The 13,183-nt window shown below is 46.1% G+C and carries 10 protein-coding genes and 1 pseudogene; 4 read left to right on the forward strand and 7 right to left on the reverse strand.

Annotated features, from left to right (window positions below):
* Positions 1–61: 61 nt before the first annotated feature.
* The 4 genes from A8L45_RS14550 to tusA form a co-directional block, all read right to left on the reverse strand.
* Complete coding sequence (locus A8L45_RS14550) at positions 62–1,309, reverse strand: valine--pyruvate transaminase (RefSeq protein WP_068903552.1); 1,248 nt, start codon at positions 1,307–1,309, stop codon at positions 62–64.
* A 235-nt stretch (positions 1,310–1,544) separates the two neighbouring features.
* Positions 1,545–3,611, reverse strand: a complete 2,067-nt coding sequence (gene glyS / locus A8L45_RS14555) for a glycine--tRNA ligase subunit beta (RefSeq protein WP_068903527.1) — start codon at positions 3,609–3,611, stop codon at positions 1,545–1,547.
* Between the two features lie 14 nt (positions 3,612–3,625).
* Complete coding sequence (gene glyQ, locus A8L45_RS14560) at positions 3,626–4,546, reverse strand: glycine--tRNA ligase subunit alpha (protein WP_068903529.1); 921 nt, start codon at positions 4,544–4,546, stop codon at positions 3,626–3,628.
* Positions 4,547–4,774: 228 nt separating this feature from the next.
* Positions 4,775–5,020 carry a sulfurtransferase TusA gene (tusA, locus tag A8L45_RS14565; protein WP_068903530.1) on the reverse strand — a complete coding sequence of 82 codons (246 nt, stop codon included), beginning with the start codon at positions 5,018–5,020 and terminating at the stop codon, positions 4,775–4,777.
* A gap of 82 nt (positions 5,021–5,102) precedes the next feature.
* Here tusA and A8L45_RS24610 point away from each other — a divergent pair, with 82 nt between their 5' ends.
* On the forward strand, positions 5,103–5,354 hold the full coding sequence (locus A8L45_RS24610; protein WP_068903532.1) for a hypothetical protein: 252 nt from the start codon (positions 5,103–5,105) through the stop codon (positions 5,352–5,354).
* Between the two features lie 202 nt (positions 5,355–5,556).
* Here the strand turns inward: A8L45_RS24610 and acuI are convergent.
* From acuI to fadB, 3 genes and pseudogenes are all read right to left on the reverse strand, one after another.
* A pseudogene (gene acuI / locus A8L45_RS14575) lies at positions 5,557–6,538 on the reverse strand (acrylyl-CoA reductase (NADPH)).
* A gap of 179 nt (positions 6,539–6,717) precedes the next feature.
* Positions 6,718–7,881: an acetyl-CoA C-acyltransferase FadA gene (fadA, locus tag A8L45_RS14580; protein WP_068903534.1), complete on the reverse strand. Its 1,164-nt coding sequence runs from the start codon at positions 7,879–7,881 to the stop codon at positions 6,718–6,720.
* 33 nt (positions 7,882–7,914) lie between these two features.
* A complete protein-coding gene (gene fadB, locus A8L45_RS14585; protein ID WP_068903539.1) occupies positions 7,915–10,080 on the reverse strand; it encodes a fatty acid oxidation complex subunit alpha FadB in 2,166 nt (721 codons plus the stop codon).
* A gap of 247 nt (positions 10,081–10,327) precedes the next feature.
* Between fadB and A8L45_RS14590 the strand changes: the two genes are divergently transcribed.
* From A8L45_RS14590 to hemG, 3 genes are read left to right on the forward strand one after another with little or no spacing between them, the layout of a single operon-like run.
* Positions 10,328–10,945: a YigZ family protein gene (locus A8L45_RS14590; RefSeq protein WP_068903541.1), complete on the forward strand. Its 618-nt coding sequence runs from the start codon at positions 10,328–10,330 to the stop codon at positions 10,943–10,945.
* 52 nt (positions 10,946–10,997) lie between these two features.
* Positions 10,998–12,455 carry a TrkH family potassium uptake protein gene (locus A8L45_RS14595; protein WP_068903543.1) on the forward strand — a complete coding sequence of 486 codons (1,458 nt, stop codon included), beginning with the start codon at positions 10,998–11,000 and terminating at the stop codon, positions 12,453–12,455.
* A gap of 41 nt (positions 12,456–12,496) precedes the next feature.
* Positions 12,497–13,021, forward strand: a complete 525-nt coding sequence (hemG, locus tag A8L45_RS14600; RefSeq protein ID WP_068903545.1) for a menaquinone-dependent protoporphyrinogen IX dehydrogenase — start codon at positions 12,497–12,499, stop codon at positions 13,019–13,021.
* Positions 13,022–13,183: the final 162 nt, after the last annotated feature.

The raw sequence follows: 13,183 nt of genomic DNA on the forward strand, positions 1-13,183 counted from the left end.
TTGTGATGTTTCACGTGAAACACATATCAAAAGTATGATCGTGCAGAGAAATAACGTTACTTCATTCCAGATAAGCTTTATTTACTTCATCTGCTAGGATGGCAATACCTTTACGCATAGTCTCTTCGTCCTGAACATAGTTCATACGTATACATTCCTCACTATGTTTCCATTGTTCTTCTAGGCCAAAAAAGAAATATTCGCCGGGTACAATGAGTAGCCCTTTCTTTTTAAGTCTCTGATAGAGCTCCTTGGTAGTAATAGGTAAGCCTTCAAACCACAACCAAAGGAACATCGCACCCTCTGGTTTATGAATTTTGAAGCGGGTATCCGTAATAGATTTGCGAAGAAGTGTCAGGCTAAGCTGAGCTTTTTCGCGGTAAAAGGGCTTTATGACGGTTTCACTCAGTGAAAGTATTTGTCCACTTTTAACTAGCTCTAAACCGACAGCAGGGCCCAAACTTCCCGGAGAAAGACTGATAATGCCATTTAGATTAGATAGTGCAGTAATAATTTTTTCTTCAGCGATAATGATCCCACAGCGCAGACCGGGTAGACCAAGCTTTGAAAGGCTCGAACATAGAATGGTGTTACTGTTCCAAAATGGTTTAACGTCTTCAAAAATAATATTAGGGAAGGGGACACCATAGGCGTTATCGATAATTAATGGGATCTGATGAGCTTGAGCCAATTGGTCGAGATTACAAATTTCTTCATCGGTAAGGACATTACCCGTTGGATTCGTTGGTCGTGACGCGCAAATTGCGCCAATACTGTCATCTACCGTAATGGCATCGAAGTCAATGTGATACTTAAATTGGCCATCGGTTAGTGGCGATATGTCAGGCTTGTAGCTAATAAACATATCTGGCGAGATTCCCGCGTCGCCATATCCAATGTATTCAGGAGCAAGAGGAAGAAGTATTTTCTTCGTTGAACCGTCTGCATATTCACCGGCAAATAGATTAAAAAGATAAAAGAATGCACTTTGGCTACCATTGGTGAGCATGATGTTTTTACTACTGATCTCCCATCCAAAATGCGTTTTAAATAGTGAAGCCAAGGCATCAATGAATTCATTTTTTCCTTGTGGCCCATCATAATTGGACATGGATGTTATCAAGCGCCCATCATCCAAAAGTGTTTTTGCTATTTGCTCAAAGTGTTTTTGCATCTCGGGAATGGTTGCCGGATTACCACCACCCAACATAACTGTATCTGGATTTCTTAACCCATCATTAAGATCGTCCATTAGTTGAGTGATGCCAGAATGCTGAGTAAATTTATTTCCAAACTTCGATATCCGCATTGCTTCCAAGCCCTGTTCCATAGTTTTATAAGTTATTGATGACTCCAACAACATACCTCAAATACTAGAGTATTTGAATGTATATAAAGTCTATTTTTTACACTGATAGCGCATAGGTTTACGTATTAGAGGTAAAAGATAGATATTGGATGTTTCACGTGAAACAGTGGAACAATTGATATAAAAAACCCCGCAATTGCGGGGCTTTGATATTCAGCATGAATTAGTCTGCTAGTTATTTTTGTAACAGTGAAATATCTGCCACATTCATAAACTGCTGACGTAAAGTGCTTAGCAATGTCAGCCTGTTCACTTTAAGTGACTCGTCATCGGCCATGACCATCACGTTATCAAAAAAGTTATCAACGGGTTCACGAAGATTCGCTAACTCAGTCAGTGCTTTTTGATAATCACGCTGCGCAAATACTGGCTCAAGGTCTGTCACAACTTGACTAACTTGAGTTGCCAATGTCTTTTCTGCGTCTTCAACCAACAATGTCGCGTCAACGGATGACGGCAGTTCGCCATCAAACTTCGCCAGGATATTACCCACACGCTTGTTTGCCGCAGCAAGAGACTCTGCCGCATCCAATTCACGGAAGTGGCTAACTGCTCTGACTCGTTTATCAAAATCTGCTGGTTGGGTAGGGCGCTGAGCCAACACGGCTTGAATGACATCAATGCTGTGTCCCTCATCTTGATACCAAGCGCGGAAGCGACCTTGCATGAAATCAAACACATCAGTTTGAACATTTGCGTTAGTCAGACGATCTCCAAGGAGTTCACGCGCTTTCGAGACCAAATCAGTCAGATCAAGGTCATAGTTATTTTCCACGATAATACGAAGAACACCGAGAGAGGCACGACGTAATGCAAACGGGTCACTGCCTTTCGGCGCCTGACCAATGCCAAAAATACCAACGATAGTATCGAGTTTATCTGCCATAGCGACCGCTGATGACACACCCGTTGATGGCAATGCATCGCCGGCAAAACGTGGCATGTAATGTTCATTCAAGGCTAGGGCAACGTCTTCTGCTTCGCCGTCGTGGCGTGCATAGTGCATACCCATAACACCTTGAGTATCAGTAAACTCAAATACCATTGATGTCATCAGGTCACATTTAGACAACTGTCCTGCGCGTCTGGTGTTTTCAATGTCAGCACCAATTTTTTCTGCAATGTAAGCAGCCAGCTCGGTGATGCGGTCTGTTTTGTCTTTAATAGTACCAAGTTGTTTCTGGAATACCGCTTTCTCAAGTTCTGGCAAACGATCTGCAAGAGGACGTTTGCGGTCGGTATTGAAGAAAAACTCTGCATCTGCAAGACGCGGGCGAACAACTTTCTCGTTCCCCTCAATAACATGGCGAGGCTCTTTAGACTCGATGTTAGAGACGAAAATGAAGTTAGGAAGAAGACCTTTATTTTTGTCATAAACAGGGAAATACTTTTGGTCGCCTTTCATGGTGTAAACCAATGCTTCTGCTGGAACATTGAGGAATTCATTCTCAAATTTCGCCGTCAGAACCACAGGCCACTCAACCAGGGAAGTCACTTCTTCGACCAAATCGTCATCTAGGTCTGCGATACCACCTAATGCATCCGCCGCTTTCTTAGCATCGGCCACGATAATGGCTTTTCGCGCGTTGTAGTCGGCCATGACTTTACCGCGCTGCTCAAGTATCTCTGGATATTGCTCGGCTGATTCGATAGTAAACTCTTGTTCACCCATAAAACGGTGACCACGAATAGTTCGACCTGAGGCAACACCCAAAATCTCGCCTTCTACCAATTCGTCACCCAATAGGATGGTCAAGGTTTTTACAGGGCGGATAAACTGAGTGTCTTTATCACCCCAGCGCATTGGCTTGGCGATAGGAAGGTTAGCAAGAGCCTTGGCGGCTAAAGAAACAACAATTTCCTGAGTCTGTTGGCCTTTAACCTCTTGTTTGAACAGCAGCCATTCGCCTTTGTCTGTTACCAAACGCTCAGCCTGTTCAACAGTAATACCGTTACCGCGTGCCCAGCCTTGCGCCGCTTTCGTTGGGTTACCGTCCGCATCGAATGCAACAGAAATAGCAGGACCACGCTTTTCTACCACTTTGTCAGCCTGACCTTCTGCAAGATCTGTCACTTTTAGAGCCAGACGACGAGGAGATGCATACCACTTGATGCCTTGATGGCTGAGGTTGGCTGCTTTTAATTCGCTTTCAAAGTTTGCTGAAAATGCTTCAGCAAGGGTACGAAGTTGTGTTGGTGGCAGCTCTTCAGTGCCAAGCTCTATTAGAAATTCTTTTGCCATATGCCTAACTCCCCTTACGCTTTTTCTTCTGACTTTTTACACATAGGGAAGCCAAGCGCTTCACGGGATGCATAATAAGCTTCTGCCACTGACTTCGTCAGGTTACGGATCCGCAGAATATATCGCTGGCGCTCTGTTACCGAAATAGCCTTACGAGCGTCCAGTAAGTTAAACGCATGTCCTGCTTTCAGGATACGTTCATAGGCAGGAAGGGGAAGTGGAGTTTCCAGTGCCAGTAGCGAGTTACATTCTTTTTCACATTGATCGAACAGCGTAAACAGGAAGTCTACGTCGGCATGCTCAAAGTTATATGTCGATTGTTCAACTTCATTTTGATGGAAGATGTCACCATAGGTCACCTTGCCTAGAGGGCCATCCGTCCATACCAGATCGTAAACTGAGTCTACGCCCTGAATGTACATTGCAAGTCGCTCAATGCCGTACGTGATCTCACCAGTAACTGGCTTACATTCAAGACCGCCTACCTGTTGGAAGTAAGTAAACTGGGTGACTTCCATACCATTAAGCCACACTTCCCAACCTAAGCCCCACGCGCCGAGTGTTGGGTTTTCCCAGTTGTCTTCAACAAAACGTATATCGTGAACCTGAGGGTCAATACCCAGCACCTCAAGCGATCCTAAATACAGCTCCTGAATGTTGTCTGGTGACGGCTTGATGATCACCTGAAACTGATAATAGTGCTGCAGACGATTCGGGTTTTCACCATAACGGCCATCGGTTGGACGACGTGATGGCTGCACATAAGCGGTGGCAATTGGCTCAGGGCCAAGTGCACGCAAACATGTCATGGGGTGAGAGGTGCCTGCACCTACTTCTAAATCGAGTGGCTGTACGATAGTACAACCCTGTTGGGCCCAGTAATCCTGCAGCGCGAGGATCATGCCCTGAAAAGTTTTAATGTCGTATTTTTGCATTGTCAGGTTCGCGCGATTAGTTGTTAGTAAATGAGAAAAGTAACACGCGATTATAACGTGGGCTAGGGGGGATAAGTAGGGTCAATGGCGTTTTTTTGTTCTTACAGCGGGCTTCCCGCTATTAAGAAGCCATAAGAGCGGATTTAAACTGACTTGTAGCGGCGAAATCAGTTATCGCAGGCTATGCGGTAAAAGCAAAAAGCGCTTGTTCGCTTTTTGCTTCTTTTGTCATGCACCCTTCCGAATAAGAAAGCGATAGGGGCTATGGTCTGCATCTGCTGCCAGTAAGGTATGGTCCATAAAACGGCAGAAACTGGGGATATCACGCGTTGTTGAGGGATCGTCTGCTGTCACCAGCAAAGTCTCGCCGTCTGCCATCTTTCGGATTGTTTTTCTCACCATCATGACAGGCTCAGGACAACGCAACCCTTCAGCATCTAGTTGGTGATCTGAGTTCTCAAAAATTGTACTCATAATCTAATTTCGAAATAAAAATGTCGAGCTGATCATACTTATGTCGACTAAATATTCAATGGGGCTTGGAATTGTAAATTTTATGTGTAATTTAGGTAACAACTTGTTAACCATTGGTCGTTATGAGGCTTTTTTAGGTCTACATAACAGAGGTCGTAAGTTGTTGAAAAAACCTCTGACATATTCCAAACGGGTTGCCCTGTATGGCATAGCATTTGTCGTTACTGTACTTGGATTATCCAGTTCGGTAAACCCTGATTCTCAGGCCCTGTCGTTAATAGCGATGCTTGCCTGTATTTTGGGACTCTGGTCAGAGATTCAGCAGACCAACTAGACTGAGCAGTAACAATGTAACTATCTACTCACACCAGGTTTTCTTGGGCTTCCCCGCTTTAATGCGGGATTTTTTTTATTTGATCGCCAAGGATGATAAATCATCTGAGGTAAAAAATAAGAAAGCCGCAAAAACGGCTCCCTATTATTGTCTCTTTGACGGAACAGCTAATCATATTCGCGTAGCGTCCACGAATAAAAGGTTACTGAACCTTTACAACTAGTCGTCCTGAAACATTCCCATCAACGATATCTGACGCCGCCGCAGGGACGTCCTCCAATGCTATTTCTTTACAGGATTGTCGATAGAAGGACTCAGGAAGCACTTCACCAATCTGTTTCCATGCCCGCTGACGCTTCTCAATAGGTGCATATACGGAATCGACGCCTAACAATCTGACACCGCGAAGAATGAATGGCATTACCGTCGTCGGCAAATCAAAACCACAGGCCAGACCGCAAGCTGCAACAGCCCCACCGTAGGAAATCTGGCTCAGCACTTTAGCCAGCATGGTACTGCCAGTTGTATCTATTGCGCCTGCCCACAGTTGTTTTTCTAGCGGCTTGGCTGGTTGGTTCAGCTCATCACGGTCAATAACCCGTGAAGCGCCCAAGGATTTTAGCCACTCGCCATTTTCACTGGCTCTACCTGATACCGCTACCGCTTGATAGCCCAGTTGGGCAAGCAGGGTAATAGCCACTGAGCCGACACCACCACTGGCACCAGTAACGACTATCTCACCGTCTTCTGGTTTGATACCTGCTTCCTGTAGTGCCTGTACACACAGCATAGCGGTGAGACCAGCAGTACCAATCATCATGGACTGCTGTGCACTGATCCCTTCAGGCAGAGGAACTAGCCAGTCTGCTTTGACGCAGGCTTTTTCTGATAATCCACCCCAGTGTGTTTCTCCAACTCCCCATCCTGTCAGAACGACGTGTTGGCCCTCTTTAAAACGATTGTCAGATGACGAGATCACTTTGCCGGCAGTCGATACCAGGAACCATTGGGAAGTCGCGAATGATCTTGCCCTTACCCGTTACTGCAAGACCATCTTTATAGTTAATTGATGAGAACTGCACAGCAACCGTGACATCACTTTGGGGTAGGCGTTGTTCATCGAGTTCTGTCACTGTAGCGATGGTTTTCTTTTCAAGCTGATCCAGCAAAATAGCTTTAAACATTGAAGTGTCCTCCGTTCATCGCGAGGTTATGATTGTGAAAAGAGTTTACGGGCAATAGTAGCAAGCGCAAAGCAAAACTGATTTGTTGCAACGCAAGACATTGGGTAAAAAGTGTTGGCTACAAAAAAGCGGTCTGCACTGAGACCGCTTTATTTGCTATTCCCGGAGAGTAGGAAGTATTACACCCTTTCAAATACGGTAGCGATACCCTGTCCCAATCCGATACACATGGTTGCGAGACCAAACTCAACATCTTTATTTTCCATGATGTTAAGCAGTGTCGTTGAGATACGTGCACCAGAACAGCCCAGTGGGTGACCTAATGCAATAGCGCCCCCATTCAGGTTAACCTTCTCTTCAACTTTGTCGATTAAGCCAAGATCTTTAAGGCACGGCATGGATTGCGCCGCAAATGCTTCGTTGATCTCAACCATACCGATATCGTCGATAGTCAGGCCTGCACGCTTCAGTGCAAGTCCACTTGATGGGACAGGGCCATAACCCATGATTGACGGGTCACAACCCATTACCGCCATCGAGCGAATACGGGCTCTGATGTTCAGGCCCAGTGCTTTGGCTTTTTCCTCGCTCATAACCAGCATGGCAGAAGCACCATCTGACAGCGCTGAGGAAGTACCTGCCGTTACGGTTCCGTTGACCGGGTCAAACACTGGGCGAAGTGCAGACAGCCCCTCCACTGTGGTTTCAGGGCGAATAACCTCATCATCTTTCATGAGGAACAGGCGGCCTTTGCTGTCGTGGGCTTCGATCGGTACGATTTCACTATGGAAACGTCCCTCAACCGTTGCCTCGTGGGCGCGCTGGTGGGAGCGAACTGCAAACTCATCCTGCATTTCACGGGTAATACCGTGCATCCGACCCAGTAGTTCAGCAGTCAGGCCCATAGAGCCTGCGGCTCTGGCAACAGACTTTGACATACCCGGGTGGAAGTCAACACCATGAGTCATGGGTACGTGTCCCATGTGCTCAACACCACCAATCAGGCAAGTGTCTGCATCGCCAACCATGATGGCTCTTGCGGCATCGTGTAAAGCCTGCATAGAAGAACCACACAAGCGGTTGACAGTTGTTGCAGGTACTGTGTGTGGGATACCCGCCAAAAGTGATGCATTTCGGCCGATGTTAAAGCCTTGCTCCAGGGTTTGTTGTACACATCCCCAGTAAATATCGTCAATGCTTGCTGGGTCTACCTGTGGGTTACGCTCAAGTACCGCTTTCATCAGGTGTGCCGATAGGTCTTCTGCTCTGATATTGCGGAATGCACCGCCTTTTGAGCGACCCATTGGTGTACGGACACAGTCGACAATCACAACGTTATTCATCATTATTCCCTCTATATCTTTAATTCGGTTGCGTTAAACAGACTGTCGCTGGGTATCGTAATACCCTTCACCTTTAGCAGCCTTGTCTCTCAGGCTTTGTGGAACCTCATACATTGGCCCCAGATCTGCAAATTTGTCAGCCATTGCTACGTACTCAGCCAACCCTAAAGTATCCAGATAACGGAAAACGCCACCACGGAAAGGAGGGAAGCCAAGACCATAAACCAGCGCCATGTCTGCTTCTGCTGGTGTAGCAATGATGCCCTCATCCAGACAACGGACGACCTCATTAATCATCGGTGCCATCACGCGGGCAATAATATCTTCACTGCTGAAGTCAGATTTGTCGCTAGCTACGTCAGCAATAAGCGCATCAACGTCTGGGTCCTGTACCTTCTTCGGTCTACCTTTTTTATCTGTGGTGTAGAGGTAAAACCCTTTACCGTTTTTCTGACCGAAACGTTCGGAATCAAACATGACATCAACTGCGTCACGATAATCTTTTGCCATGCGCTCAGGGAAGCCTTCCGCCATCACAGCTTGTGCATGGTGTGCCGTATCAATACCGACAACATCGAGCAGATAAGCAGGACCCATTGGCCAGCCGAATTCTTTTTCCATGACTTTATCTATCTTGCGGAAGTCTGCACCATCTTTCAGCAACTGACTGAAACCGCCAAAGTATGGGAAGAGAACACGGTTAACAAAGAAACCCGGGCAGTCATTAACCACAACTGGGCTTTTACCCATTGCAGCAGCATAAGCAACAACGCGTGAGACGGTTTCTTCTGATGTTTTCTTACCTCTGATAACTTCAACCAGTGGCATGCGATGAACAGGGTTGAAGAAGTGCATACCACAGAAGTTTTCTGGGCGACTGACTGACTCTGCCAGCACATCGATTGGGATCGTTGACGTGTTGGACGCTAACACTGCATCCTCAGGAAGTAGCTTCTCCACTTCACTCAGCACAGCGGCTTTAATTTTTGGATTCTCGACGACGGCTTCAACCACAACATCTGAGTGTTCAATGCCGCCATAATTGAGAGTTGGTGTAATAGAAGCGAGTACCTGAGCCATTTTGAGACCATTGATACGACCTCGCTCAAGCTGTTTATTGAGTAGTTTAGACGCTTCACCCATACCCGTTTCTAATGAAGCCTGGCTGATATCTTTCATCAGAGCAGGGATACCGCGGCTGGCAGACTGATAAGCAATACCGCCGCCCATGATACCTGCGCCCAGAACAGCTGCACGCTCTGTTGGTTTGCCGTCTTTCGCTGCCTGTTTCGCTTTAGATTTGAGGTACTGGTCGTTGAGGAAGATGCCGACCAGTGCTTTAGTCACATCATTAAGAGCCAGTTGTACAAAATGCTCACGCTCAATATCCAGTGCTGCATCGCGTTCTAGACGTGAAGCTTTCTCAATGGCTACAACAGCTAACATAGGGGCAGGGTAATGCTTACCTGCTACTTGTGCCACCATACCTTTTGCCATGGTAAAGCTCATGGTTGCTTCAGTTTTGTTCAGCAACAATGGTGCTTTCTTGGCAGCGCGGCGTTTTTCCCAGTTAATATTTCCTGATGCCGCGTCTTTTAGCATATCAAGGCCTGCTTCACGCAGATCCTCTGGTGCGGTAACGGCATCAAGGAGGCCAAGTTTTAGAGCGTCAGCCGCTTTTTTATCTTTACCTGCGGTGATGATTTCCATCGCAGAGTCTGCGCCTATCAGGCGTGGTAAACGAACAGTACCACCCCATCCCGGCATAATACCTAGCTTTGTTTCAGGCAAGCCAATGCGGGCAGTGGTATCACCCACTCGAAGGTCCGTGGCTAGCACACATTCGCAACCGCCACCCAGAGCATGACCAGAAATAACAGAGACAGTGGGGAATGGCACATCTTCAAGCTTGTTGAAAATGTCGTTTGAATGCTGAAGCCATCCATGCAACTCTTCTGCAGGTTTAGAAAACAAGCCCAGAAATTCTGTGATATCCGCTCCGACAACGAAAGCCTTCTTTGCTGACGTGAGCAGGAGGCCTTTTACATCAGATTCGGCGAGAATAGCATCGAGGGCGTCGTTCAGGCTTTGCAGGGTCGCTACATTGAACTTATTGACTGAACCGGGTGCATCGAGGACCAGTTCAACGAGACCATCATCCAGACGGCGCACTGAAAGGGTGTCACCTTGGTAAATCATGTTCTATCTCCGTATTTGTCGTTCTTGGTCTGTTATTTCCATACTGGTTAGACCAGCTTAACTCTAGTCTGAGTGCTGGCGGTGGAAATAGCAACAAAAAGGTTAAACGCGTGTTTAAAATTATTGTTCTATGTTTGATTATTTAACATCTGTGATTGAGTTAAGGGTAGTCTTATAAGCTGGATCGTCATCAATATAAAATCGGTTGTGTTAACATTCTGCTCTTTAGTCGGGTCAGGCTAACGCTATGGACATCTCACCTTACTCAGTACCCGCTGAGCCAGTGGTCTTTGAAGAAGAAATTAAAAAAAGTCGTTTTATTACTTACCTTGCTCATACTTCGGGGCAGGAGCAAGCGAAAGCTTTTGTCGATAACATCAAAAAAAAGCATGCAGATGCCAGACATAATTGTTGGGGGTTTGTGGCAGGTCGCCCTGAAAACTCTATGCTTTGGGGATTTAGTGATGATGGGGAACCGTCGGGTACGGCAGGTAAACCCATTCTTGCACAATTAACAGGAAGTAATGTTGGAGAAATTACTGCGGTAGTTACCCGATATTACGGGGGAATTCGACTGGGAACCGGTGGTTTGGTGAAGGCATACGGGGGTGGTGTGCAAAAAGCTCTATCGCTACTCATCACCAATGAGAGGGCGATAGTGGTTCAAATGCAGTTTAGCTGTGAATACTCTCACATTGCCTTAATAGAAAACATATTATCATCACATAACGCAGTTCAGGTTAATGCTGAATTCAGCCATAATATTCTGATAACAGTGGAAGTGGATGCAAGAGTGTCCGATCTGGTAGCGGATGAAATTTTCAGCCGAACCCGAGGTCAGGTGGTCGTCAGCAAACTTCAATAATAATGACATCATCAGCATAGCCTGATCACTAAGGATAAAACCGACCTGGGCTATGCAGTTTCGTTCAATCATCCGTATCGTCGGATTACTCCTCGCGCTATTTAGTATCACTATGCTGGCACCGGCACTGGTTGCCTTCATATACCGCGATGGAGAGGGCTTCCCCTTCGTTCTGACATTTTTTCTTCTGCTTGCTGGTGGAGGCATGCTCTGGTTTCCCAACCGCAGGTATCGCCATGAACTAAAAGCACGCGATGGCTTCTTGATTGTTGTCTTGTTCTGGACAGTGATCGGCAGTGCAGGTTCGATTCCATTTATGTTGTCCGAGCAGCCACACATGTCTGCGACAGACGCGTTTTTTGAATCCTTCTCGGGTCTGACAACAACCGGGGCGACAGTGATTGTCGGACTCGATAACCTCCCTAAAGCGATGCTCTTCTACCGTCAGTTATTACAGTGGCTCGGTGGGATGGGGATAATTGTACTCGCGGTCGCTATATTACCTGTGCTTGGCATTGGTGGGATGCAGCTCTATCGAGCAGAAATACCCGGTCCAGTAAAAGACAGTAAAATGACACCACGGATAGCAGAAACCGCAAAGGCGCTCTGGTATATCTATCTGGCGTTAACATTAAGCTGCGCAGCAGCATATTGGTTAGCAGGCATGACCCCTTTCGATGCCATTAGTCATAGTTTCTCAACAGTAGCAATTGGCGGCTTTTCAACTCATGATGCGAGTATGGGGTATTTCAACAGTGATGCTATCAACCTTATTACTGTCTTTTTCCTGCTTATCTCTGCGTGTAACTTTTCACTGCATTTTGCTGCTTTTGCTAGTGGAGGAATGCACCTCAACTATTATTTGAGGGATCCGGAATTTAGAGCTTTCGTTTTTCTTCAGGTCGTTCTTCTATTAATCGTCTTTTTTGTATTAATGGGAGACCAAGTTTACGACTCTATATTTGAGACGTTCAGCCATGCTATTTTTCAAACGGTATCAATATCAACGACTGCAGGTTATACAACCAGTAGCTTTGTAGACTGGCCGTTGTTCTTGCCAGTTCTACTCCTTTTTTCTTCCTTTATAGGAGGCTGTGCCGGATCGACGGGAGGAGGGATGAAAGTCATCAGGATTTTATTACTCTCACTTCAGGGATCCAGAGAATTAAAACGTCTTGTTCACCCGAGGGCTGTTTACACAATCAAAATTGGAAACAAAGCACTGCCGTCTCAAGTCGTCGATGCGGTCTGGGGGTTCTTTTCGGCATACGCATTGGTCTTTATCATCTGTATGCTTGCACTTATCGCAACAGGTATTGATGAGCTCTCAGCTTTTTCTGCAGTAACAGCGACGCTTAATAATTTAGGGCCGGGGCTTGGTCAGGTGGCGTTTCATTATGCTGATATCGATCCTGCAGCTAAATGGATTCTGGTTGTCGCCATGTTATTTGGCCGATTAGAAGTGTTTACGCTTTTAGTTCTATTCACGCCGACGTTCTGGCGAAGCTGATCAGTGAAAAGTCGATTAAAGACGGAATATAGGAAATTAACGTGAATAAAATACTACTTTTGCATTCAAGCACTGATGGACAAACCATCAAAATTCTTAATCGCATTAAAGAACAGCTATCAAATGACAGTGACTGTGAACTGTTAGACGCTAACATGCTGCCGAAGATTGATTTCGACCAATACAGCAAAGTGCTGATAGGGGCTTCCATTCGTTATGGGCATCTTAATAAAAAACTCTATCAATTTATCGAACGTTACCAAAGCGAGCTAAAAGCAAGCCGGGCGGGGTTCTTCTGCGTTAACTTAACGGCAAGGAAAGAGGGGAAAGATACACCTGAGACCAGCAAGTATGTGCAAACCTTCCTTAGCAAGTCTCCATGGCAACCTGAAATAATGGATGTTTTTGCTGGTGCGTTGTATTACCCAAGATATAGATGGTTCGATAGGGTAATGATTCAATTCATTATGCGTATAACAGGGGGCGAAACTGACACGACAAAAGAGATTGAATATACAAACTGGCAGAGAGTGACCGACTTTACTGAGAGATTTCGTACGTTTTAGCGCCCTTTTGTGTGCTTTTTGGTCGAACGCGGTAAAAGTTAATAAAAAAACGAAATAAAGGCTTGCCAAGTTTTCAAACCTCCCTATAATGCCGCCTCACCGACACGGAGAGCGGCTTCCAAAACGGAAATCATCTCAAGTTGGTACGATAAAAACCGCGTC

Origin of the sequence: Veronia pacifica (assembly GCF_001707825.1) — a bacterium.
GTDB classification, from domain to species: domain Bacteria; phylum Pseudomonadota; class Gammaproteobacteria; order Enterobacterales; family Vibrionaceae; genus Veronia; species Veronia pacifica.